We start from the raw sequence: 22,578 nt of genomic DNA on the forward strand, positions 1-22,578 counted from the left end.
TCGTTTTTGTGGTGAGTGCTTTTTCAACGATTACCGATCGGGAGTGAGAAAAGTGACACAAACCATAGAATTCGTTTACGACTTTTGCAGTCCAAATGCCTATCTGGCACACAAGGTTCTTCCTGAACTGGCGAACCGCCACGATGTTTCAGTGACTAACGTCCCGGTTTTGCTAAGCACAATATTCAAGGCCACCAACAATCAGGGCCCGTTTCAAGCCTATTCCGAAAACAGACAAAAAACAGCATATCTGACGCATGACCTGCATCGTTTTGCCAGACGCCGCGGCCTGAGCTTTCACATGAGTCCACATTTTCCAGTCAATACAAAATTCGCCATGCGCGGCGCGATCTATGCCTCTGGAAAATCATGGGAAGACAGATACATAAAATCTGTTTTTGATGCAATTTGGGTGCATGGGCAAAAAGTTGATGAGATCAATGTGCTAACCGAAATCCTGCAAGAGAACGACTTGCCTGTCCGCAAACTACGCGAAGCCATCAGCAGTCCGGATGTGAAACAGCAACTGAAGGATCAAACCAAAGCTGCTGTCAGGCGCGGAGTGTTCGGGGTGCCGACCCTCTTCAGCGGGCCCGAGATGTTTTTCGGCAAGAACAGTTTGGGGAACCTCGAGCTGGAGCTTGGATAGGGCCAGCATTTGAAAATCGTTAGGATCCCTTCATCGCCATCAATCCATATTGCGCGAACATCGGAACATAAGACCCTAATTTCATAGCACGTTTCGGATCAGACGCATTACCGTCAAGAGCACGTTTGTAAACACCCTGCAAAATACCGGCCATGCGGAAGAAGTTGAAAGCAAGGTAAAACCCAAAATTGTCGATGGCCGGAAGCCCTCGGCGCTCACAGTACTCTGCGATAAACAGATGGTCCGAAGGGATACCAAGGCTTTCTCGATCTAATCCGGCCAATCCGCGACCTTCTTTTCCGGGCGGCATTTGCCACTGCATGATGACAGCGGCCAGGTCTGCGTAAGGATGTCCGATTGTCGATAGTTCCCAATCAAGAACACCTATACAACGCGTTCCGTCACGCTCGAACAACATGTTGTCGATCCTGTAGTCGCCATGAACCAATGTCCGTTGCCCGTCATCCGCAGGCAACGACGTTTCAAGAGAGGCAATCAGCCTGTCCATCTCATCGATCCGCTCGGTTTCCGAGGCTCGGTACTGCTTGGTCCACCGCGCTATCTGCCGTTCAAAGTAGTTTCCAGGAGGCCCGTAGTCAGACAGACCGACCGCGTCGATATCGACCATATGCAATTCGGCCAGCACACGGTTCATTTCGGCGAAAACCCCTGTTCGGGTCTCATTGCTTTCGCCGTCCATGGTGGGCTCGAGAAAGCCGCGCCCTTGAAGACGTTCCATCACGTAGAATTCTGAACCAATAACGCCGTCGTCTTCGCACAGCAGGTACATCGCGGGAACAGGGACGTTGGTGTTTGCCAACGCGCGTTGAACACGATACTCGCGGTCGACAGCATGCGCGGATTTCAGCAACGTACCGGGCGGTTTACGGCGCAGTACGTAAGTCTTCGCAGGCGTTCGCAATTCGAAGGTGGGATTGGATTGCCCGACATCGAACTTGGTGGCTTGCAGCGGGCCTTGATACCCTTCCAAATGTGCGCTGAGATACCGATCAACGGCATCAAGATCCAATGTCGAACTACTCGCCATTTCAGCTCCCTCCAATGCGATCTTAAAGCGCTTCGGCGAAAATGTTTCCGGCGGTCACAACATTGATTCCACCAGAGACAGGAATGACCGCGCCCGTTACATAACTCCCTCCCCGGCCGCACAGGAACAGCATGCATCCTGCGATATCGTCTTCGCTGCCGACGCGGCCAAGTGGAACCGATTTACCCACCCTGTCCCGCGTATCTGTGTCGGCCGTTGCAAAGGCGGTCATCCGCGACACAAAAGGACCAGGAGCCAGCGCGTTGACGGTCACGTGATACGGAGACAGTTCCTTTGCCATGATCTTGGTCAGATGCAATACAGCCGCTTTCGAGGCCGAATAGCTGTATGCGCCATCGCCCATTGGCACCTCACCCATCACCGAGCCCACATTGACCACGCGGGCCGGGTCCTCGGGGGTTCCGGACTTCATCAAAATTGGCAGAAGTTTTTGGGTCAGATCAAAGATACCCGCAACGTTGACCGACATGACTTTGTCCCATGCCTCATAGGGAAACTGTCCCATCGGCGCACCCCAAGACACACCGGCATTATTCATAAGGATATCAAGTCGGTCCGTCCGCTTTTGAACCTCGGACACCAACGCTTCGATGCCCTCCTTTGTCCCAACGTCCCCACCGAACCCTTCGGCGGTTCCCGGCGCGTCCAGAGCGTTTAGTTCCGCGGCGACGGCTTCACACGCGTCAGCCTTGCGCGACGCAATCAGAACCCGCGCACCGGCGCGAACCAATGCCTCAGCAGCCATGCGTCCAATTCCGGTGGCGCCCCCGGTCACAAATGCTGTCTTTCCATGCAAGGAAAATAAGGTTTCGGGCGTCATAGTGTGCTCCTCGATCATTGATTTGGCGCAATCGCATACGGCTGATCGACCGAGGGTTGCACCCCGTCGGTTTCTTGACAACACCCGCTGCTGCGCCAAACTTCCTCCTGAATCGATAACAAGGACAATAGGGCCAACATGCAAGCTTTACTCAGCGTCGCCCCGGGTGGACCGGAAACTTTGGAACTTACCACCCTGCCCGATCCGGAACCGGGAAAAGGCGAGTTGCTGATTGGTGTTAAGGCCGCTGGGGTCAATTATCCCGACACTCTGATGATCCGAGACCTGTACCAGATCAAGCCCCCCAGACCCTTTGCACCCGGTGGCGAAATCGCAGGTGAAATTCTGGCCATTGGTGAGGATGTCGCAGGTTTTGAGGTCGGGGACCGTGTTCTTGCTTTGACAGGCCATGGGGGATTCGCAACTCATATGACGATCAAGGCGTCGACAGCGGTTAAGTTCCCGCAATCGATGCCGTTCGAGGATGCCGCTTGTTTCATATTTACCTACGGCACCTCTTACCATGCCTTGAAAGACAGGGCGCACCTGCGGGCAGACGAAACTGTTTTGGTCCTGGGCGCAGCGGGCGGCGTTGGGACAGCTGCGATTGAACTGTCAAAGGCACAGGGTGCGCGGGTGATTGCGGCTGTATCTTCGCAAGAAAAAGCCGAATTCTGCCGTAAGATTGGCGCAGATGAGGTGATTGTCTACGACCAACAGATGGACCGCGATGCGCAGAAAGCCTTTTCGGGTGAAATCAAGGCAATGGCCGGACCCTTGGGTGTGGACGTGGTCTATGACGCGGTCGGAGGCGACTATGCCGAACCTGCACTGCGCAGTATGGCTTGGAATGGTCGATACCTTGTAGTCGGGTTTCCCGCCGGAATTCCCAACATACCCCTCAACCTGCCGCTTCTTAAAGGGTGCCAAATTGTCGGTGTTTTCTGGGGGGCATCCGTGTTCCGGGATCCAGCGGGTCACACGCAAAACATAAACGATTTGTTCAGCTTGTATGGCGAAGGCAAGATCAAACCACAAATCAGCGCCACTTTCCCATTGGACCAAGCCCAAGACGCGCTGGTGAAGCTGGCAGATCGGTCCGTGCTGGGTAAAGTCGTGGTGTCGATGCCCTGAAACTTCCACATCAGAGGCGGTCTACGTTGTTTAGAAACACACCTGCTCGCGCGATAAGTGCGCGGGCAGTAGACTCGGGCACGCCTTCGTGTTTAAGAAACTCATAAATGGGAACAGTGAGACGATGCACAAAGCTCTGATTTTGAACGGCCCAAACTTGAATTTGCTGGGGACGCGCCAGCCCGAGGTTTATGGTAACACCACTTTAAAAATGGTTGAGGAATTGTGCTTTAACCATGGAAAAAAAATAGGAATTGACGTTTCGACCTTGCAGTCAAACCATGAGGGCGAATTGATCGACGCGATCCATGCGGCGAAAGGTGTCCAGAACGGGATTATTCTAAACGCTGGAGCTTATACGCATACTTCTATTGCTCTGATGGACGCGATTTCTTCTGTCGACCTGCCGGTGGTTGAGGTTCATCTGTCAAACATCCATGCGCGAGAGCCATTCCGACACCAATCCTATATCTCAAAGGTTGCGTTGGGTCAGATTTGCGGCTTTGGAACGCGAAGCTACGTATTGGCACTGGACGCACTGGCGGGCTATCTGGACGGCGAGGTTGGCGCATGAAGCTGGACGCCTATTTGCACTTTCTCAGCTATGTCAAATCGCTTGAGGAGCTTTGGGATGCCCATTGTCGTCAGATGGCCGGATATGGGTTTGATCGCCTGCTATACGGCTTTACGCGCTACAAAACGGAAACTTCCCTGGGTGACCCCGAGGACTTCACGATCCTGACGAACCATGGCAAGGACTACTTGGATGGGTTCCTGCGAGATGGGCTTTATTTCAACGCCCCTATGTTGAAATGGGCGCTTGAGAACGAAGGCGCTGCAAGCTGGCAAATGACGCAGGACATGCTTTTGGATGGCACCCTATCGCCGCAAGAACGGAAAGTGGTCGAGTTCAATCGGTCGTTGGGGGTCGTTGCCGGCTATACGGTCAGCTTCAACTCGGTTTCCTTTAGATCAAAAGGTGCGATCTCGCTTTCTGCCTCTGGCGGCCGGTCCCAACAAGAAGTCGATGCGATCTGGGCTGAACATGGCGATGACATTCTTCTCATGAATAACGTGGCGCATTTGAAAATTCTTACGCTGCCCTACAATGCTCCGAATCGAGCGTTGACCAATCGCCAACGTGAAGCGCTAGAATGGGTTGGGGATGGCAAGACCACGCAAGATATCGCCCTGTTGATGGGCTTAACCGCGGCGACAGTCGAAAAGCATTTGAGGCTAGCCCGAGAATCGCTGTCGGTTGAAACCACCGCTCAGGCCGTGCTGAAGGCGTCATTGCAAAATCAGATGTTCAAAATAGAGGCATAACACCAAGAATTTGACGCTAATTTGCATCAATTTACCTTAGGTAAGGAAATCATGACTTTCCGAATCCAGGCCCAAGGTTGCAAAATGATATCGTTCCGTGAGTGGTGGCTTTAGCCTGGGAACATTTGGTTGGATCTTTGTAATTTCAGGGCTCTCCAACCGCTCTGGCACAGGGGCGTCTATTCGTCCACGTACCTTTGCCGGAAACACTGGGGGGCCTCGACCATCCCCATCATGCGGGGCCCCCCAACCCTATCCTTGAGTTTCAGGCGCTGCGGCGTCTTTTTTATTATCCAAACGAAAAAACCGGCCACGCTGTCCGTGACCGGTTCTTCCGATAAGGTGCCGAACCCCACGTAAGGGTTCGGCCAAACATCTTAGCCTTGCGCGGCTTTGGCAACTTCGGCTGCGAAGTCTTCTTTTTCGACCACGATGCCTTCGCCAACTTCCAGACGGATGAAGCCTGTGATGGTTGCGCCTGCTTCTTTGGCCGCTGCTTCAACGGTCAGGTCGGGGTTCACAACGAACTGCTGGTTCAGCAGGGTCGATTCCGCGACGAATTTCTTCATGCGGCCTTCGATCATCTTCTCGATCACCTGCTCCGGCTTGCCGGATTCGCGGGCGATGTCCATCTGTACCTGCTTTTCTTTCTCGACGACCGCCGGGTCCATGTCTGCCTCGGACAGAGCCGCCGGGTTCACAGCCGCGATGTGCATCGCAACCTGCTTGCCGATCGCTTCGTCACCACCGGTCAGAGCGACCAAAACGCCGATTTTGCCCATGCCGTTGGTGGCTGCGTTGTGAACGTAGGACACAACAGTGTCGCCCGACAGTTTCGCCATGCGGCGCACCGACATGTTCTCACCAATGGTCGCGATCTTGTCGGTCAGGGTGTCGGCTACGGATTTGCCACCCAGGTCAGCCGCCAGCAGAGCGTCAACATCTGCTACGCCTTCGGCTGCGTAAGCGATCTTGCCGACCATTTCCTGGAACTCAGCGTTTTTCGCAACAAAGTCGGTTTCCGAGTTCACTTCGACCGCAACACCGTTGCCACCGTTGACGTGAACAGCAACCAGACCTTCGGCGGCAGTACGACCGGATTTCTTGGCCGCCTTGGCCAGACCCTTGGTACGCAGCCAGTCAACGGCCTCGTCCATGTTGCCGCCGGTTTCGGTCAGCGCTTTTTTCGCGTCCATCATGCCTGCGCCTGTGCTGTCGCGCAGTTCTTTAACCATTGCTGCTGTGATTGCCATTTTTCGGCTCTCCTCAAATCAAACGGAATTGGGGCAGGTCTACCCTGCCCCATATGTCATTTACGTGACGGGCAGCTTACGCTTCGGCAGGTGTTTCTGCTTCCGCGGGGGCTTCTTCGGCGACTACTTCTTCAACCGGTGCTTCTTCGAATGCACCCAGGTCTACGCCAGCAGCACCCATCTGAGCGGTCATGCCGTCCAGAGCCGCGCGTGCGGCCAGGTCACAGTACAAAGCGATGGCGCGCGCTGCGTCGTCGTTGCCGGGGATGATGTAGTCTACGCCGTCGGGCGAGCAGTTGGTATCCACAACAGCCACAACCGGGATACCCAGCTTGTTGGCTTCTGCGATGGCCAGTGCTTCTTTTTTGACGTCGATGACGAACAGCAGGTCAGGAACGCCGCCCATCTCGCGGATACCGCCCAGCGACGCTTGCAGCTTGGACTGGTCACGCTCCATGCCCAGACGCTCTTTCTTGGTCAGGCCTTCGGCGCCCGACTCCATGGCTTCGTCGATCTGGTTCAGACGGTTGATCGACTGGGAAACGGTTTTCCAGTTGGTCAGCGTGCCGCCCAGCCAGCGGTGGTTCATGTAGTACTGAGCCGACTTTTCAGCCGCATCCGCGATCGGCTGAGCAGCCTGACGCTTGGTGCCAACGAACAGAACGCGGCCACCTTTTGCGACAGTGTCACGAACGGCCTGCAGCGCCTGATCCAGCATCGGAACGGTCTGGGTCAGGTCCATGATGTGGATGCCATTGCGCGAGCCGTAGATGAACGGGCCCATGCGGGGATTCCAACGCTGTGTCTGGTGACCAAAGTGAACGCCAGCTTCCAACAGCTGACGCATGGTGAACTCGGGAAGAGCCATGCTATTTTCCTTTTCCGGTTTACGCCTTGGCGGGGGTGAAAGAAGCGGATGCTCCAACCGGCGGGCCTGATGAGGATGTCTCCCTACAAAAGGCCCAAACCCCGCCTGCGGGTTTGAATGGCGCGCGTATACGGGAGCATCGTTCGGGCTACAAGGATAAAATGCCCGCCTTGCAAGGATAAACGCACTATTTGCGGCGAAATCCGACCCTTCAAGGATAAAATTTCCGTTTCACAAGGATAAGCTGACTTTTTCCGGCGATTTTGACATGCGTCTATGTTTACCGCGCCAGTGTATGCGCATGGCGCACGGCTTCCTCACAATGAGCAGCCAACGCTTTGCGGTTTTCAAAATCGCTGACCTTGGCGGGTGTGTGATAGATCAACTCGACCCAGCCTTGCCGACGGGCCCCTAGCGTTTTCAGCAGATGTGGGCCGAAATCCATATCTCCCCACCAACCATAGAACCTGTTGGGTTGACCTAAGGGCGCATGATAGATCACAGAAACCGGCTGCACATACATAAAATCGCGCAATTCATCGGTAAAGAACGCTGCAAAGAGTGTTGTTTTGAAGGGTAAAACCCGAATTCCGTCAGTCGAGGTGCCCTCGGGGAAAAACACCAGTTTATGACCGGCGGACAGGCGTTCCTGGAACAACAGGGTCTGCTCGCGTGCCTTTTTGCGGTTGCGTTCGATGAAAACCGTGCCCGTCGCGCGGGCAAGCCAGCCGATACCGGGCCATTTCGCCACTTCGGCTTTTGAGACGAAATAGACCCTTTTGCGGGCGTTCAGCGCGAAAATATCCAACCACGAGGAGTGATTGGCCACCACTGCCCCGCGTTGGGTCATCAACTCTCCGGAACTGCGGAATCCCATTCCCAGAATGCGAAACGCGTTGCGACAGACAAACTGTGTGATGAAGGGCGTGATTGGGCGGTGGACGCCGTAAATCGGTCTCTCGATCAGGCGGAGGGTCAGCAGAATAATCAGCCCGCCAAAGACCAATACCGCCAAAGGCAGACCTCGCAGAATGACCAGAATCCAGCCGATTAGGCCCAGTTCAATGGGATCGGGCGCGTCTTCGCTGTGCCAGGATGCGTCGCTCAAGGGTTATGCTCCGGTATAGATGCGCCGTTGGCGCTCGTTCATGCGCGCGGTATCGAGGATCAGGCAGACATCGGTGGTGTTGAAGGCATGGTCGATGAACGCGCCCTCGCCCACGAACCCGCCCAGCCGAAGATAGGCCTTGATCAGCGCCGGAACCTGCACCATGGCGGCACGGCGGTCTAGCGCATCCACGCTCACCAGATCCATCGACTGGAACACCTCGGGCTGAGATCGAACCCGCAGATCCGGCGGCGCGAGGTGGTTGTGATGCAACATGGACAGAGGCTGCGCCAATGCCTGAACATCAGTGCCATGAAAGCTAGCGACGCCGAAAAGAACTTCAATCTGGCGCGCGTTCACATAGGCGGCCAGACCGTTCCACAGATGATACATTGCCGTGCCGCCGCGATAGTCAGGGTGGAGACAGGATCGCCCCAATTCCAACAGCTTGCGACCGCTGTCTTTCAGAACGCTGACATCATATTCGTCTTCGGAATAAAACTGCCCCAGATCTGCCGCACGTTCACCCGGTAACAGTCTGTAAACGCCCACAGTTTCACCCGTCTGGTCGTCGATGGCGAGCATATGGTCGAAATACGGATCAAACCGATCCTGTTCCAGCCCTGCGTCGTGGTCCACCATCTCTCCGCCACCGCCCAGTTCGCGCACGAAGACGTCATAGCGCAGCCGCTGCGCGGCGCGCAGTTCGGCCTCGGTCTCGGCGAGTTTGACGGTGAAGGATGGGCCTGTACCCGACATCAGAACGTCCCTGTGGTTTCAGGGCTGATACCGCAGGTATCGGGGGAATGGCAACCAAGCGCGCAACCGACCGCGCGTTAACCTTTCCTAAACCAGTTTCACGGATCAAAGACGGGCATCAGGGCGATGCGCGATCCGTCAATCACCACTTTCCCCTGCTCGCGGAAGTTCACGGTGATTTTGCCACCGATATTGGACTGCACCTGTCCAATGCCCCAATCGGGGAAATCGGGGTGGCGGACAAACATGCCCGGTGCAAGAATGGCATTGAGGTCTGACATGACTGGGCTCCGGGTCCGGCGGCAGATACAGCAGGAGGTACGCATGAGCGCTACAGACGTCAACCTGGCCGAGCTGATCGGCTCGCGCATCTGTCACGACCTGATCAGCCCTATTGGCGCGATCACCAACGGGCTTGAACTGCTGGAAATGGTAGGCGGCACCCAAGGCCCCGAGATGGAACTGATCTCGGGCAGTGTCGGCAGCGCTGGCGCGCGGATCAGGTTCTTTCGCGTGGCCTTTGGGTCCGCTGGGGATCAACCCTTGGGGCGGACTGAAGTCAGCGATTTGCTGAAAGATGTAGAACGAGCCGGACGTTTGCGGGTGAACTGGAACCTCACCGAAGCCGTGCCGCGCAATCAGGTCAAATTGGCGTTTCTGGCATTGATGTGCTGTGAAAGCGCAATGCCGTTCGGTGGTGAAGTCTCCATTCGCAACGATGGGGACCGCTGGTCCGTCACGGGTATCGCGGACAAATTGAACATCGACAACGACTTATGGAATAACCTGCCCCGCGGGCGGTTTGCCAACAAGGTCACGCCTGCCCACGTTCAGTTCGCCCTGCTCCCCGATACCGCGACTTCTATGGGCCGGCGGGTTGCGGTGGATACAACCTCAACCCGCGTTGAGATACGGTTTTAGGTCCGAATAGTCCCGTTTCCGCGGACCAGATACTGGAAACTGGTCAACTGAGCAGCGCCCACAGGTCCGCGGGCATGCATCTTGCCGGTGGCGATACCGATCTCGGCCCCCATGCCAAACTCTCCACCATCGGCAAATTGCGTCGAGGCGTTGTGCATCAGAATTGCACTGTCGAGACGTTCGAAGAACCGCGCAGCGGCCTCTGCATCTTCGGTCATGATACAATCTGTATGGTCAGAGCCGTACTGCCGGATATGCGCAATAGCCGCGTCAATATCGGCAACAGGTTTGGCGGCGATGATACTGTCGAGAAACTCTTTTCCCCAATCGTCGGCCGACGCTGCAATCGTTCCCTTCACCTCCAAACCACTCTCGGCATGGACTTCGACACCTGAACTCAACAAAGCTTGGATGACATCCCGGCCCAAAGTTTCAGCAACGTCCTGATGGATCAGCAGGCATTCGGCTGCTCCACAAATCCCTGTCCGACGGGTTTTGGCGTTCAGAACGACTTCGAGTGTTTTGGCGGGGTCGGCAGCTTTGTCGATATAAATATGCACGATGCCTTCCAGATGCGCGAACACGGGCACTCGCGCCTCACGCTGGACAAGGCCCACCAGACCCTTGCCACCGCGCGGGACGATCACGTCGACATAGTCGGTCATCGTCAGCAATTCCTGAACGGCTGCTCGGTCGCGTGTGGGCACCAACTGGATGGCGTCTTCGGGCAGGTTGGCAGCCTTCAGACCCTCTACCAGACAGGCATGGATCGCGCTTGAGGAATGGAAGCTTTCCGAGCCACCCCGCAGGATCACCGCATTGCCCGATTTCAAGCAAAGCGCACCTGCATCCGCCGTTACATTTGGGCGGCTTTCATAAATGACGCCGATCACGCCCAGAGGCGTCCGCACCCGCTGGATATGCAGGCCTGACGGCATGTCCCATTCGGTCAGAACCTCACCCACCGGATCAGCCTGATCGGCAACAGTGCGCAACCCATCGACCATGCCCTGAATACGGGCTTCGTCCAGCATCAGACGGTCCATCATCGCCGGGCTCAGGCCCTTGTCGCGCCCGAACTCCAGGTCTTTCGCGTTGGCCTCAATGATCTCGGAGCGTCGCGCCCAGACCGCATCGGCGGCAGCAATCAGGGCTGCGTGTTTCCGCTCGGCACTGGCAAAACCCAGCTCGGCCGAGGCCGCCTTGGCGCGCGTCCCCAGATCGGCCATCAGGGCGGGAATGCTGTCGAAATCCTTCATCTTACGTGCCTTTCTTTTCCTACAGCGCCAGATCGTCCCGGTGGATCAACACGGCGCGGCCAGGATAGCCCAGCGTCGCCTCGATCTCGGTTGATTTGCGCCCCTTGATCGCGTCGGCCTCTTGCGCGGTATAGCGGCTGAGACCTTGGGCCAATCGCCGCGCCTGCGGGTCAATGATCGCCACCGGATCGCCGCGCCCGAAATCGCCGGTCACTTCGACAATACCCGCAGGCAGCAGGCTTTTGCCATTGCCAAGCGCCTGGGCCGCGCCGGCATCCACCACGATCTCACCACGGGGTTTCATGGCTGATATCCAACGTTTGCGCGCCGCGTGCGGATCGACGGTCGCCGTGAACCACGTGCAGTTCGCGCCATTTTCAAGCATTTTCAGCGGGTTTAAGGTCGATCCTTCAGTAATCGCCATGTCGCACCCTGCAGCTGTCGCCATCTTGGCCGCCAGCAATTTGGTCTTCATCCCACCCTTGGAAAGGCCCGAACCGGCGTCACCGGCCATTTCCTCAATCTCGGGGGTGATCTGTTCGATCACATCATAGCGGGTCGCCGAGCTGTCCTCAGTCGGGTTCCCGGTATAGAACCCATCCACGTCGGACAGCAGGATCAACTGGTCTGCGCCTACGGTGACAGCGATCTGAGCAGCCAGACGATCATTGTCGCCATATCGGATCTCATCCGTGGCTACTGTATCGTTTTCATTGACAATCGGGACGACGCCCAAGCCAAGCAGCGTCTCAAGCGTCGCGCGTGAGTTCAGGTAACGACGGCGATCGGCGCTGTCTTCAAGCGTGACCAGAACCTGCGCGGTGGTGATGTTATGCGGGGCCAGAACCTCTTCATAGGCGCGGGCCAAGCGGATTTGACCCACCGCCGCCGCCGCCTGAGACTGTTCCAGAGGCAAAGCCGCCATCGGCAGGCCCAGAACCCCGCGCCCCAGAGCAATTGAGCCGGAGGACACCAGAATAACATCCGTCTCCTGCCCCTTGAGCCACGCCACGTCCTGCGCCAGCGATTTCAGCCAATCCGACCGCAACAACCCCGTATCCCGATCTACCAGCAAGGCAGACCCGATCTTCACAACCAGACGTTTCGCCGAGGTCAGGGTTGCCAAGGCGCGACCTCCTCGGTGGGTTTGTGGCGGAGGCGGTTGTCGTCGATTTCCGAACGTAAGGCGCGCAGCACCTCGGTCACGCCCAGATGCGCGACGCCGGACATGGTCATGACGGGGCCGCCCACGGCCTCTTCCAACTCGGCCTTGGCCAATTCGCGTTCCTCGCCATCCAGCGCGTCGACCTTGTTCAGCACGGTGATCCGGGGTTTCTCGGCCAACTCACCACCGTAAGCCTCTAGCTCGTGAATGATGGTGCGGTAATCCTCGGCCACGGTTTCCGAGGTGCCATCGACCAGATGCAGCAACACGGCGCAACGTTCGACATGGCCCAGAAAACGGTCGCCAATGCCGCGGCCCTCATGCGCGCCTTCGATCAGGCCGGGAATGTCGGCGACAACGAATTCCACGTTATCCACGCCCACAACGCCCAGATTGGGGTGCAGCGTGGTAAACGGATAATCCGCAATCTTTGGCCGTGCGTTCGAGGTAGCGGCTAGAAAGGTCGATTTGCCCGCATTGGGCATGCCCAGCAGACCCACATCGGCGATCAGCTTCAGCCGCAGCCAAATGGTGCGGTCGATCCCCGCCTGCCCCGGATTGGCCCGGCGCGGAGCCTGGTTGGTGGCCGATTTGAAATGCAAGTTGCCAAAACCGCCATTGCCACCCTTGGCCAGCAGCACGCGCTGCCCAACCTCGGTCAGATCGCAGATGACGGTTTCTTCGTCCTCGTCCAGAATCTCGGTCCCAACAGGCACGTGCAAGACGATGTCATCACCATCCTTGCCGGTACGCTGCTGCCCACGACCGGGCTGACCGTTTTTTGCAAAGAAATGCTGCTGATAGCGGAAGTCGATCAGGGTGTTCAGGCTGTCCACAACCTCAACCCAGACCGAGCCGCCTTTGCCGCCGTCCCCGCCGTCAGGGCCGCCATATTCGATGTATTTTTCGCGCCGAAAGCTGACGCAGCCGCCACCTCCGGCTCCGGACCGGATGTAGACCTTTGCAAGATCGAGAAATTTCATAGCTGTCCCCTACTGCAAAGGCCCCATCGGCCACAAGTCAGAGTTTCTTTGTATATGTCCAAGTGGGCACATTCGCATCGCGCGCAACCGAATAGTTTTCGGCATCGCCAAGATATTCAAACCCGCAATGGGTCAATACCCGGGCCGAGGCCGGATTGTCCTGAAACACGCTGGCGAACATATTGGCGTTCTCCAACGGATTTGCATTGACCAACGCTTCAACCGCCAGCGATGCCACACCGGTGTTCCAGTAGATCGGCGCGACCCAATACCCAACTTCGGACTGGTTGCGGTCAAGCCGAGTCAACGAAATCAGGCCAATCAGCTCTGGTCCGTCGTCTTTGGTGGCATCCAAGGCCCAAACGTCTTCGTCCCGCTCCTCGGACATGGCGCGGGTTACAAAGGCTTCGGTCGAACCCGGCGGTAATGGATGTGGAATAGCCGTGGTCATCCGCGCCACACGTTCATCGCCTGCATAGTGTTCAATGAGACCCATATCCGAACGACGCAAGGGGCGTAGATCGAACCGCTCGGTTTCGATCACCGGCTGGTTTATTATTGTCTCAAACTTCATGAGTGCGGTCCTCCTCCGAACAACACGTAAATTGCGGACGCAACAGTGAAACCAATTAACGTCCACATCAGATATTTGCGGCCCAGACGATCTTCAACCGCATGGGCAATGCGTCCCTGAAACAGGGGCGGTATTGTGCTTGCTGCGTGTGTCATCGGGCTCATAGGTCAAAACTGTGTTAAAAACGAGAAAGGGGACCGGCATTTTCTGCCGGTCCCCCATTTATTTCTAAACCTTTAGGGTTTCGGCTTACTCTGCGGCCTCCGCCACTGGCAGGACCGAAATAAAGGTGCGGTTCTTGAGTCCCTTGTGGAACTTCACGGCGCCATCAACAGTTGCAAAGATGGTGTGATCTTTGCCCATGCCTACGCCTTCGCCCGGCCAGAACTTGGTGCCGCGCTGACGCACGATGATGTTGCCTGCGATGGCTGCCTGGCCACCATACAGCTTCACGCCAAGGCGGCGACCAGCTGAGTCGCGACCGTTACGGGAGGAACCGCCAGCTTTTTTATGTGCCATTCTCTCTCTCCTTAGCCTTGAGCCAGCTCTTTGGCTTGCTCAACCCATTCGGGCTTCACTTTGATGGTGTCGATAGCAGCAATCTGCTCGTCCGACAAGGCGGCCAGAGCGGCAAAGCTCTCGATACCTGCGTCAGCCAGCTTTTTGGCAGCAGCGGGGCCGACACCGTTCAGCTTGGTCAGATCGTCAGCAGCAGCAGCTGCAGCGGGTGCTTCTGCCTTGGCTTCAGCTTTCTTGGCAGGCTTTGCAGCAGGTGCCGCGTCGCCAGCCGGTGCCGAACCGGTAGCTGCTTTGATGCCCGACTTGTCAGCGCCCGACGACAGGATGTCGGTGATTTTGACCAGAGTCAGCTTCTGACGGTGGCCAACGGTACGCTTCGAGCTGTGCTTACGACGGCGCTTGACGAATTTGATGACCTTGTCACCTTTGATCTGTTCGATCACTTCGGCCTGAACGCCTGCGCCTTCAACGAAAGGTGCACCAACAACCGGAGCGTCGCCGCCCAGCATCAGAACATCGTTGAATTGAACTTTTTCACCTGCGTCGGCAGCCAGCTTTTCAACGCGGAGCACATCGCCCGCCTGAACCTTGTACTGCTTGCCGCCAGTCTTGAGGACCGCAAACATGCGTCTTTCCTTTTCAAACCCGCGTTCTGTGGTCCCCTTGCGGGTGTTGCTGGCTTTCGCCACCTCGAACAGCGCGCCCTTTTCGGGCTGTGTGACGACCCGTGGGATAGTCCCGATGGGTCAATAATAACGAGACCCGGCGCGGAGGAACCGGCCGGGATGCGCGCTTATTTCCGGAATGCTCGTGAAAGTCAACAGCAAAAGCCCGCTTACAGATCCGAAGCCGTCAACGCATGTGAAACCGCCTGCCCAAGTCGGTAATAGATGTCGTCATACATTTGGTCAAAGCTGTCAAAAAAGGCTTTGTTCACGGCGCGCCCCGTCTCAGTGCGCGAAAAGGCGATGTTTTCGCGCATCTGCCCATCTTCTAACGGCTGATAGGCCATCAGCAAAAACGAATAAAGCCATGTTTCCGTATCTTGAGTGATGGCGTCCTTTTCGGTTAGCAGTTGGGCCAATATTTCCTGATCATCCGCGCCGACATCCTCGTTCAGCCCTCGAAAGAATTGGAAATCTGCACTGATGGCGCTGTGGACGTTTTTGGCAATCAGATCGTTAACCTCGATGTATTCGTCAATTAGGCGGTAAAGAGACACATCGTGATTGCCCGTCAAAAAGCTGTCCTTGGCCATCTCTAGGATGGTCTCGTCGCCAATCGCCTCGCGCGCCGAATTCTCAAGGGAAACAAGCGTCTGGCCAAGGTCACTTTCATAGAAAACGATTGCGCGATCCAGTTGACCTTCAGTCAGCGCCTCTTGGAAAACATCGCTGATCTGATCGTGCATCCATTCCGCATCGTAAATGACGTCCAGTTGCGCCGAAAAATATGACCCACCGGAATTGCCCAGAAGCGTTTCGTTTAACTCCTTGGCCTGTTCGCGCCCTTCACTTCGAAGAATGTCGATTACCTGTTCAAGGCGTATGGCATCCATCAGACGATCCACTTTTTCCGAGGCCGACCCGATTGTCGCCCACAGCGTGATCACCAAGAAAAGGACCCCAACTCGCATCAGATATCCTGAGCCGGATGCAGATCCGCCATACGTGCTGCAAGATCTTCGAATTTCATGGCCATGATTTCATACTGAATGGCGTTCAGAAGTTCATAAACCTCCTGCATCAGGGGTTCCTCAAGCGCGTCTGAGTACGCGATGATATCCGCATCCGAGAAATCCTGGTACGTATAAGCCGCGCCCGCCAGAGCAGACAATTGCAGCGACTGACGCATCCCAGCTTCGTTCTGGCGCATCAACAGCCTTAGGTCGTCTGCTCCCATCTGTAGGTCAATAACACCCGAAGCGCTTGCTGCCAGAAGGAACCGCAGCTGGATTTCTTGAATGGCACGCAGGGCTGTTCCACTGGAATCAACGGCTGCGTTCATCCGCTTCAGCTCTTCCACCCGCATCGAGCCCTCACGGATCAGGTCTGACACGATCTGCTGACCCTCGAGCTGCTTGGCGTCTTCATCTTCAATCAGATGCGACGCGTTTTCGGCCTCGACCAGTCTTTGACCCAGATCGGACGCATAAAACTCAACTGCATGATTCAGAGCGTCATCACTAAGTGTCTGCTCTAGAATTGAAACGGCGGTTTCATGCATCTCTTGGACGTCAAACACATCTTCGGTCAGCCGCGCCCAATCCGAACCGAATCCGTCCGGGTCAATCCCCAGCATTTCCGGCGCTGATGCAGAGGCCAGCGCGATACTTTCCAACGCGACGTCAAAGCCGGTGGTTGCCAAAAATGCCTCGATCCTGTCCCGCTCGGCAGCGAGCGATGAAACCGGAAGGGCGAATAGCGTTGCGACCAACATACAAAAGGGCAGAAAGGCGGTGCGATAGATATATGTCATACCACAGAGCCTAGGTGTTTTACGCCGTCAGGCAATGGAAAATCCCTTCTTAGTGAATTTCGGGAATTTTCTGCTTGCACCCCTGCCCGTTCCTCACTAAATCCCCCCCTCACAGACCCCCGCGGAGAGGTGCCGGAGTGGTCGAACGGGGCGGTCTCGAAAACCGTTGTGGGTGCAAGCCCACCCAGGGTTCGAATCCCTGTCTCTCCGCCATTATCCCGGCGCAAAAAGCAGAAAACAACGCATTTCGGGGTGTGATTTGATTTCCGTTGTTGCGATAGTTTGGATCAAAGCCCCTACACTAATAGCCTTTTTTGAACTTTGGTAACGCCAGCCTTATTCCTTTTGAAGCCCACCACCTCGACTTTGCTCTATTCTCACACTTAGTCAGACAACCCAAAAATACCCTGCGTCCGCAGGATAGCTTTTGAATTTTACGGTTTATGTCGACTTCAACGGACTCATTGTCGCCATCAGCTTGCACCCGGGCGATTTCCACAAGTGTGAGGCAAGGCAGGAAACAGCGCTCTATGTTAAGCACCCTTGCTGAAATTCCGCAGGAACACGTCAGGCTAAATCAATTAAGAAAGATGCCAAAACTCAGCCAAGACTGAGGTATGGTCGCGTATCGACCGTGGCACCTAAGCGCGCTCAGTCGGCTCAACCATGAACAGCGAGGGCATTGCCCTTACCGACCTGCATTTCTTGACTGCCGGAATGGGCGCGAGGCAACTATTGCACCTTGGTCCCGCCGCCTACTTTGTAAAACAAGCGTATTTCCGACGCATTAAGCCAACAGGTCGCTGCGTCTGGACGAAAACGAATAGTAAAACCTGTGCGACCTGTTGCGTTGACCAATAAGCTATTTCTGAGGTTGGCGGGTACTGGCCTTCTGCACCGTCCAATGCAGCTTTTTAACCTCCGTCCTGCGTTAGGCTGGCCCTTGGCACTGATCCAATTAAGCGCACTATAACGGCACGTGATCCTTCCGGCTCAAAGTGATCTGATTGCAACCACTTAGTCAGGCATGATGACTACGAAAGCCTCTGCTCAGTTCACTCCAAGTTCTTTTGACAATACTTCAACTGATATTTTGCCTCGGTCAAACAAACCTGTTCACATAGTTTTCCAGAATTTCCTGACGCCCAGATCGTGGTTCCGGGTTGATATTGTCCTGTAAAACTCGCGCAGAGATGTCCTCGAGACTACTGTTCAGCATAGACGCCGCTTCCGGAGCGTTCCAACCGGAATACCGTTCAGACAGCGCATCCTCCAGACCGCCATCTTCAATCATAGCAGCCGCGGCTTTCAAGCCTCTTGCACAGATGTCCATTCCGCCGATGTGTGCTGCAACAAGATCTTTTGCATCAAGCGACTGGCGACGTACTTTAGCGTCAAAGTTGGTGCCCCCAGTTGTAAAACCTCCGGCTTTCAGAATGTAGTAATATGCCAAAGCAACCTCTGGCGTGTTGTTAGGAAATTGATCTGTGTCCCACCCCGACTGATAGTCGTTTCGGTTCATATCAATCGAACCCAGCATCCCCTCGGCGGCGGCAACTGCTATTTCATGCTCGAAACTATGCCCGGCGAGGATCGCGTGCCCCTGCTCAAGGTTCAATTTCACTTCGCTTTCCAAACCGTATTTCCTGAGGAATCCAATACAGGTCGCGGCGTCGTAGTCGTATTGGTGCTTGGACGGCTCCTGAGGTTTGGGCTCTACAAGGATGGTGCCCTTGAAGCCGATTTTGTGTTTGTACTCTACCACCATGTTCAAGAACCGGCCCATATGGTCCAGTTCAGTATTCAGGTCCGTGTTTAGCAGAGTTTCATAGCCTTCACGCCCGCCCCACAGAACATAGTTTTCGCCACCAAGCTTGTGGGTCGCATCCAGGCACGACTTTACCGTTGCTGCCGCAAAAGCAAAAACATCCGGATCGGGGTTGGTGCTTGCGCCTGACATCCACCGACGGTGACTAAACATGTTGGCGGTACCCCAAAGGAGCTTGGTGCTGGACGTTTGCATTTTTTCACCGATGTAATCGGTGATTTCTTCCAGAGCTTTCAAGTTATCGGCAAAATTGCCCTGCTCGGGCCGAATGTCAGCGTCGTGCCAGCAGAAAAAGGGCTGACCCAGCAGCTCGAACATTTCAAAAGCAATGTCCGCCTTTAATCGGGCCCGTCCCATGTCGTCCTGAGGATGCCACGGGCGTTCGAATGTAGGTCCGCCAAAGGGGTCTCCGCCCTCCCACGCGAAGGAGTGCCACCAGGCAACCGCGAACCGCAGATGGTCTTCCAGGCGTTTTCCCATGACAACTTCGTCGGGATTGTAGTGGCGGAAGGCCATGGCGTTGTCGCTGTCTGCGCCTTCAAACCGGATCTCTTCGATCCCTTCAAAAAATCCGCTTGGCATATCTGCCCCCTATTCTGCTTTTTGTCCTGGCTGCTTGCCGAGAATGATCATCGACAACAAATCGTCGTCTGTAACGTCTGCAATATCGACAGTCCCAACCAATTTTCCGTTCTTCATGACCGAAGCGCGATCGCATAGCTCCATTACAGCATGCACGTCGTGATCAATCAGGAAGATGCCGATACCTTGCGCCTTCAACTGATGGATCAGGTCGGCCACCATTCGTGTCTCATGCGGCCCCAGCGCCGCTGTCGGCTCGTCCATAATCAGAATACGAGCGTTGAAATAGACAGCCCGGGCAATCGCCACCGACTGTCTTTGACCACCCGACAGTGCAGAGACAGGGTCATTGAACTTCTGAAAGTTCGGATTGAGCTGCGCCATGATCTTTCGGCATTCGGCCTCCATGGCGGCGTCGTTGACCAACCCCAATGGCGTCGTCATCTCGCGTCCCAGGAAAAGGTTCGATGTCGCGTCCAGATTGTCGGCCAGAGCAAGCGTCTGGTAGATGGTCTCAATATTGTTCGCCCGGGCGTCACGGGGATTGCCAATCTCGACTGGCTTGCCATCGATCAGAATCTCGCCGTGATCCATTTGATATGCGCCGGACAGAACCTTGATCAATGTCGATTTTCCAGCCCCGTTATGCCCAAGCAGACCGACCACTTCACCCGGATAGAGATCGACCGACACGTGGTCGACAGCCTTGATCCCACCGAACGAGATCGAAATGTCTCGCATTTCGACCAACGGCGCTGCGCCAGAGCCGCGCTCATTGTTAGAGGGTGTTTTCTGCGTGCCTTGATCTTGCATCACTTGGCCCCCAATCGCTTGCGGTAGACGATGTCAATATAGACGGCCAACACAAGAACGCTGCCGACCACAATATTCTGAAACGGCGCGTCTACGCCAACCATGGCCATACCAGATTGGAGCGCTTGCATTATCAATGCACCAAGGATGGCGCCGTAGATCGTCCCGATGCCACCGGACAACGCGGTCCCACCAATTACAGCGGCAGCAATAACCCGTAGTTCATCCAGCGTGCCAATGTCGTTTGAATGGTTCGCGAGGCGCGCAGAAGCAACCACCGCAGAAACGGCGCATAGGAAACCCATCAGTGCAAAAATCTTTACGGTCAGCAGCCGCGTATTGATGCCGGAAAGCTCTGCCGCATCCGGGTTTCCACCGGTGGCAAAGATGTAGCGTCCAAACCGGGTTTTCCGCGCCACAATTGTCAGGGTTACGGCTATGATGATTAATATGAGGACAGAAATCGGTATGCCGTATCCGACGACCAGCCCCTCTGGCATTGTCTCGCCGCGCGCTTCGAACATACGTTGCAACCGACGCGTCGGAATGGCGTAGCTGTTTACGATGTATACGTACCCAAGGATGGCAATTGCGATTATCCCGGCCAGAGTGGCCTCTGCCCAGGCGGGTTTGACAGGGAAACCATGTGCCGCCTTTGCGCGACGACTGCTCCACAAAGCCCAGATCGCAATTGCGGTTGCAAACAAGCCGAACAGCCAGCTTGTCGTCGTGCCTAATGTTCCGTTCGTCCCGCCAAACATCAGGAACGTACTATCCAGAGGGCCAATCGTCTGGCCGCTGGTCAAATACCACGCCACGTTTCGCCAAACCAGAAACCCGCCAAGCGTAACGATGAAGGCTGGTATCGTCAGATACCCAACCATCCAGCCATGAAACGCACCAATCAGCGTGCCGACAAACAGCCCGACGACAATGGTGATCGCCCAGGTTGCAGGGTTGTTCAATCCCATCCCAAGTACCTGCGGCAAAAGCTCGGTTTGCGTCATAGCCATCACGGCTGACGTCGTTGCAAGCAGCGCTCCAACGGATAAGTCGATGTGTCGCGTGACAATGATGAACACCATCCCGCACGCCATTATGGCCACCGAAACCGTCTGAATTGACAGATTGAACAGGTTCCGAGGCGTAAGGAACCGTCCATCCGTAAAGATGTTGAACCCTATGCACAGGATGACAAACGCGCCGATCATTCCCAAAAGCCGCATATCCAGTTCCAACTGTTGGAACAGGCTGGGTTTTGCTTTTTCCGGTATCGGCTGAGACGAAGTTTCGGTCATTTCCGATCTTTCATATTCAGCAATGGTCCCCGGCCCAGACAGGGCCAGGGACTTTGAAGTTTAGTTACAAGGGGCAGGTCCGTTTTCGACACCCTGGCACAAATCCTCCAATGGGATCCATCCGGCGTCCACAACAACAGACAGGTTGTCCTTCGTGATCGGTACAGGTGCAAGGAAGACCGAGTTCATCTGGGTACCGCCAGGCGACGTCCAACTGGCCGCGCCCTCGACGTCAGCGGGGCTTGTTCCCCCACTCAGCGCGACTGCGATTTCACCTGCTGCCTTACCAAGTTCGCGGGCATCTTTCCAAACCGAAACGGTCTGAGTTCCCAGCGCGACACGGTTCAATGCTGCATGATCTCCGTCCTGACCGGACACCGGGATGCCTTCCATGCCCTGCGCAGTCAAAGCTGCCACAACGCCACCTGCAGTACCATCATTTGATGCCACGACTGCATCCACATTGTTTTCATTGGCGGTCAGGATTTGTTCCATATTTCGCTGTGCGTTCGCGGGCAACCAGCCGTCCGTGTAGGCCTCACCAACGATGACGATGTCGCCACTGTCAACGGCAGCCCCGATGATTTCTTGCTGACCACCCCTTAGAAAATCAGCGTTCGGATCAGTAGGAGAGCCCTTGATCATCACGTAATTACCCTTGGGCATGGCTTCGAAAACAGCGCGGGCCTGCATTCTGCCGACTTCCACGTTGTCGAACGTCAGATAGAATGCACGGTCGTCTTCAATCAGGCGGTCATAGGCAATGACCGGGATACCTTCGTCCGCCGCAGCTTGAACAGCCGGTCCGATTGCCTGCGCGTCCTGCGCCAAAATGATAAGCGCGTCCACGCCTTGCGCAATCAGACTTTCAATATCTGACAACTGCTTTGCGGAAGACGATTGCGCGTCTGCCGAAATATACTCGGCGCCGCCTGCTTCAAGCGCAGACTTGATGGCCGCTTCGTCCGTCTTCCAGCGTTCTTCCTGAAAGTTCGACCAACTCACACCGACCACTGGCTCTGCGAATGCGGTCGAAGCCAACAGCGTGGCCACAGCAGAGAAGCTGAGAATTCTTTTCATGTTTTCCTCCCATTTGCCGAGCCATCGTGTTTCGATTCGCGGCTCTCACAAAATTGAATACCATATTTAATTCAGTCGGTAAAATATTTACT

General features: G+C 55.7%; 24 protein-coding genes and 1 tRNA gene. 6 read left to right on the plus strand and 19 right to left on the minus strand.

What is annotated here, in order from left to right:
- Positions 1-43: 43 nt before the first annotated feature.
- Positions 44-649: a 2-hydroxychromene-2-carboxylate isomerase gene (locus tag J7380_RS17685; protein ID WP_209197136.1), complete on the plus strand. Its 606-nt coding sequence runs from the start codon at positions 44-46 to the stop codon at positions 647-649.
- A 19-nt stretch (positions 650-668) separates the two neighbouring features.
- Here the strand turns inward: J7380_RS17685 and J7380_RS17690 are convergent, their stop codons facing one another.
- Both J7380_RS17690 and J7380_RS17695 read right to left on the minus strand, forming a co-directional pair.
- On the minus strand, positions 669-1,697 hold the full coding sequence (locus J7380_RS17690; protein ID WP_209197138.1) for a phosphotransferase: 1,029 nt from the start codon (positions 1,695-1,697) through the stop codon (positions 669-671).
- 22 nt (positions 1,698-1,719) lie between these two features.
- Positions 1,720-2,538: an SDR family oxidoreductase gene (locus J7380_RS17695; protein WP_209197140.1), complete on the minus strand. Its 819-nt coding sequence runs from the start codon at positions 2,536-2,538 to the stop codon at positions 1,720-1,722.
- Positions 2,539-2,676: 138 nt separating this feature from the next.
- Here J7380_RS17695 and J7380_RS17700 point away from each other — a divergent pair, with 138 nt between their 5' ends.
- From J7380_RS17700 to J7380_RS17710, 3 genes are all read left to right on the plus strand, one after another.
- Positions 2,677-3,672, plus strand: coding sequence for an NADPH:quinone oxidoreductase family protein (locus tag J7380_RS17700; protein WP_209197142.1), 996 nt, complete (start codon positions 2,677-2,679; stop codon positions 3,670-3,672).
- A gap of 124 nt (positions 3,673-3,796) precedes the next feature.
- Complete coding sequence (gene aroQ / locus J7380_RS17705; protein WP_209197144.1) at positions 3,797-4,246, plus strand: type II 3-dehydroquinate dehydratase; 450 nt, start codon at positions 3,797-3,799, stop codon at positions 4,244-4,246.
- Positions 4,243-4,998, plus strand: coding sequence for a LuxR family transcriptional regulator (locus J7380_RS17710; RefSeq protein ID WP_170751221.1), 756 nt, complete (start codon positions 4,243-4,245; stop codon positions 4,996-4,998). The genes aroQ and J7380_RS17710 overlap by 4 nt, the downstream gene beginning before the upstream one ends.
- A 377-nt stretch (positions 4,999-5,375) precedes the next feature.
- Here the strand turns inward: J7380_RS17710 and tsf are convergent, their stop codons facing one another.
- The 5 genes from tsf to J7380_RS17735 all read right to left on the minus strand — a co-directional run bounded on the left by tsf (position 5,376) and on the right by J7380_RS17735 (position 9,267).
- Positions 5,376-6,251 carry a translation elongation factor Ts gene (gene tsf / locus J7380_RS17715; RefSeq protein WP_209197146.1) on the minus strand — a complete coding sequence of 292 codons (876 nt, stop codon included), beginning with the start codon at positions 6,249-6,251 and terminating at the stop codon, positions 5,376-5,378.
- Positions 6,252-6,327: 76 nt separating this feature from the next.
- A complete protein-coding gene (gene rpsB, locus J7380_RS17720; protein WP_209197148.1) occupies positions 6,328-7,119 on the minus strand; it encodes a 30S ribosomal protein S2 in 792 nt (263 codons plus the stop codon).
- 280 nt (positions 7,120-7,399) lie between these two features.
- The gene (locus J7380_RS17725; RefSeq protein WP_209197150.1) at positions 7,400-8,227 is read right to left on the minus strand and encodes a lysophospholipid acyltransferase family protein; all 828 of its coding nucleotides are present in this window, start codon (positions 8,225-8,227) and stop codon (positions 7,400-7,402) included.
- A gap of 3 nt (positions 8,228-8,230) precedes the next feature.
- On the minus strand, positions 8,231-8,986 hold the full coding sequence (locus J7380_RS17730; RefSeq protein WP_209197159.1) for a GNAT family N-acyltransferase: 756 nt from the start codon (positions 8,984-8,986) through the stop codon (positions 8,231-8,233).
- Positions 8,987-9,084: 98 nt separating this feature from the next.
- On the minus strand, positions 9,085-9,267 hold the full coding sequence (locus tag J7380_RS17735) for a DUF3553 domain-containing protein (RefSeq protein ID WP_170769740.1): 183 nt from the start codon (positions 9,265-9,267) through the stop codon (positions 9,085-9,087).
- Positions 9,268-9,310: 43 nt separating this feature from the next.
- Between J7380_RS17735 and J7380_RS17740 the strand changes: the two genes are divergently transcribed.
- Entirely contained in the window at positions 9,311-9,907 is a 597-nt protein-coding gene (locus tag J7380_RS17740) for a histidine phosphotransferase family protein (protein WP_209197161.1), read from the plus strand.
- Here J7380_RS17740 and J7380_RS17745 read toward each other — a convergent pair.
- The 8 genes from J7380_RS17745 to J7380_RS17780 all read right to left on the minus strand — a co-directional run bounded on the left by J7380_RS17745 (position 9,904) and on the right by J7380_RS17780 (position 16,885).
- Entirely contained in the window at positions 9,904-11,166 is a 1,263-nt protein-coding gene (locus J7380_RS17745; RefSeq protein WP_209197163.1) for a glutamate-5-semialdehyde dehydrogenase, read from the minus strand. The genes J7380_RS17740 and J7380_RS17745 overlap by 4 nt on opposite strands.
- Positions 11,167-11,185: 19 nt before the next feature.
- Complete coding sequence (gene proB / locus J7380_RS17750) at positions 11,186-12,292, minus strand: glutamate 5-kinase (protein ID WP_209197165.1); 1,107 nt, start codon at positions 12,290-12,292, stop codon at positions 11,186-11,188.
- Entirely contained in the window at positions 12,280-13,314 is a 1,035-nt protein-coding gene (obgE, locus tag J7380_RS17755; RefSeq protein ID WP_209197168.1) for a GTPase ObgE, read from the minus strand. The genes proB and obgE overlap by 13 nt, the downstream gene beginning before the upstream one ends.
- 37 nt (positions 13,315-13,351) lie before the next feature.
- Complete coding sequence (locus J7380_RS17760; RefSeq protein ID WP_170751240.1) at positions 13,352-13,888, minus strand: GNAT family N-acetyltransferase; 537 nt, start codon at positions 13,886-13,888, stop codon at positions 13,352-13,354.
- 249 nt (positions 13,889-14,137) lie between these two features.
- Entirely contained in the window at positions 14,138-14,407 is a 270-nt protein-coding gene (gene rpmA, locus J7380_RS17765) for a 50S ribosomal protein L27 (protein ID WP_010440093.1), read from the minus strand.
- A gap of 11 nt (positions 14,408-14,418) precedes the next feature.
- Positions 14,419-15,033 (minus strand): 50S ribosomal protein L21, encoded by a 615-nt coding sequence (locus J7380_RS17770; protein WP_209197170.1) that lies wholly within the window; start codon positions 15,031-15,033, stop codon positions 14,419-14,421.
- A gap of 209 nt (positions 15,034-15,242) precedes the next feature.
- Complete coding sequence (locus J7380_RS17775; RefSeq protein ID WP_209197172.1) at positions 15,243-16,043, minus strand: DUF2059 domain-containing protein; 801 nt, start codon at positions 16,041-16,043, stop codon at positions 15,243-15,245.
- Positions 16,043-16,885, minus strand: a complete 843-nt coding sequence (locus tag J7380_RS17780) for a DUF2059 domain-containing protein (RefSeq protein ID WP_209197187.1) — start codon at positions 16,883-16,885, stop codon at positions 16,043-16,045. The genes J7380_RS17775 and J7380_RS17780 overlap by 1 nt, the downstream gene beginning before the upstream one ends.
- 123 nt (positions 16,886-17,008) lie before the next feature.
- Between J7380_RS17780 and J7380_RS17785 the strand changes: the two genes are divergently transcribed.
- Positions 17,009-17,098, plus strand: a tRNA-Ser gene (locus J7380_RS17785).
- An 889-nt stretch (positions 17,099-17,987) separates the two neighbouring features.
- Here the strand turns inward: J7380_RS17785 and xylA are convergent.
- Genes xylA through xylF form a run of 4 tightly spaced genes read right to left on the minus strand, consistent with a single transcriptional unit; the run spans position 17,988 to position 22,486 of the window.
- Entirely contained in the window at positions 17,988-19,295 is a 1,308-nt protein-coding gene (xylA, locus tag J7380_RS17790; protein WP_209197194.1) for a xylose isomerase, read from the minus strand.
- 9 nt (positions 19,296-19,304) lie between these two features.
- Positions 19,305-20,108 (minus strand): ATP-binding cassette domain-containing protein, encoded by an 804-nt coding sequence (locus J7380_RS17795; RefSeq protein WP_209197202.1) that lies wholly within the window; start codon positions 20,106-20,108, stop codon positions 19,305-19,307.
- Complete coding sequence (locus J7380_RS17800; RefSeq protein ID WP_209197204.1) at positions 20,108-21,406, minus strand: sugar ABC transporter permease; 1,299 nt, start codon at positions 21,404-21,406, stop codon at positions 20,108-20,110. The genes J7380_RS17795 and J7380_RS17800 overlap by 1 nt, the downstream gene beginning before the upstream one ends.
- A gap of 60 nt (positions 21,407-21,466) precedes the next feature.
- Positions 21,467-22,486, minus strand: a complete 1,020-nt coding sequence (gene xylF / locus J7380_RS17805) for a D-xylose ABC transporter substrate-binding protein (protein WP_170354203.1) — start codon at positions 22,484-22,486, stop codon at positions 21,467-21,469.
- Positions 22,487-22,578 lie beyond the last annotated feature (92 nt).

Origin of the sequence: Ruegeria sp. R8_1, assembly GCF_017743815.1 — a bacterium.
Taxonomy (GTDB): domain Bacteria; phylum Pseudomonadota; class Alphaproteobacteria; order Rhodobacterales; family Rhodobacteraceae; genus Ruegeria; species Ruegeria lacuscaerulensis_A.

Coding starts and splice junctions, on each gene's coding strand:
- J7380_RS17795 (WP_209197202.1), bottom strand. CDS start 20,108: ATGCAAGATCAAGGCACGCAGAAAACACCCTCTAACAATGAGCGCGGC.
- J7380_RS17730 (WP_209197159.1), bottom strand. CDS start 8,986: ATGTCGGGTACAGGCCCATCCTTCACCGTCAAACTCGCCGAGACCGAG.
- J7380_RS17690 (WP_209197138.1), bottom strand. CDS start 1,697: ATGGCGAGTAGTTCGACATTGGATCTTGATGCCGTTGATCGGTATCTC.
- J7380_RS17770 (WP_209197170.1), bottom strand. CDS start 15,033: ATGTTTGCGGTCCTCAAGACTGGCGGCAAGCAGTACAAGGTTCAGGCG.
- aroQ (WP_209197144.1), top strand. CDS start 3,797: ATGCACAAAGCTCTGATTTTGAACGGCCCAAACTTGAATTTGCTGGGG.
- xylF (WP_170354203.1), bottom strand. CDS start 22,486: ATGAAAAGAATTCTCAGCTTCTCTGCTGTGGCCACGCTGTTGGCTTCG.
- J7380_RS17800 (WP_209197204.1), bottom strand. CDS start 21,406: ATGACCGAAACTTCGTCTCAGCCGATACCGGAAAAAGCAAAACCCAGC.
- J7380_RS17760 (WP_170751240.1), bottom strand. CDS start 13,888: ATGAAGTTTGAGACAATAATAAACCAGCCGGTGATCGAAACCGAGCGG.
- J7380_RS17775 (WP_209197172.1), bottom strand. CDS start 16,043: ATGCGAGTTGGGGTCCTTTTCTTGGTGATCACGCTGTGGGCGACAATC.
- J7380_RS17740 (WP_209197161.1), top strand. CDS start 9,311: ATGAGCGCTACAGACGTCAACCTGGCCGAGCTGATCGGCTCGCGCATC.
- tsf (WP_209197146.1), bottom strand. CDS start 6,251: ATGGCAATCACAGCAGCAATGGTTAAAGAACTGCGCGACAGCACAGGC.
- rpsB (WP_209197148.1), bottom strand. CDS start 7,119: ATGGCTCTTCCCGAGTTCACCATGCGTCAGCTGTTGGAAGCTGGCGTT.
- J7380_RS17700 (WP_209197142.1), top strand. CDS start 2,677: ATGCAAGCTTTACTCAGCGTCGCCCCGGGTGGACCGGAAACTTTGGAA.
- obgE (WP_209197168.1), bottom strand. CDS start 13,314: ATGAAATTTCTCGATCTTGCAAAGGTCTACATCCGGTCCGGAGCCGGA.
- rpmA (WP_010440093.1), bottom strand. CDS start 14,407: ATGGCACATAAAAAAGCTGGCGGTTCCTCCCGTAACGGTCGCGACTCA.
- J7380_RS17710 (WP_170751221.1), top strand. CDS start 4,243: ATGAAGCTGGACGCCTATTTGCACTTTCTCAGCTATGTCAAATCGCTT.
- J7380_RS17695 (WP_209197140.1), bottom strand. CDS start 2,538: ATGACGCCCGAAACCTTATTTTCCTTGCATGGAAAGACAGCATTTGTG.
- J7380_RS17780 (WP_209197187.1), bottom strand. CDS start 16,885: ATGACATATATCTATCGCACCGCCTTTCTGCCCTTTTGTATGTTGGTC.
- J7380_RS17735 (WP_170769740.1), bottom strand. CDS start 9,267: ATGTCAGACCTCAATGCCATTCTTGCACCGGGCATGTTTGTCCGCCAC.
- J7380_RS17745 (WP_209197163.1), bottom strand. CDS start 11,166: ATGAAGGATTTCGACAGCATTCCCGCCCTGATGGCCGATCTGGGGACG.
- xylA (WP_209197194.1), bottom strand. CDS start 19,295: ATGCCAAGCGGATTTTTTGAAGGGATCGAAGAGATCCGGTTTGAAGGC.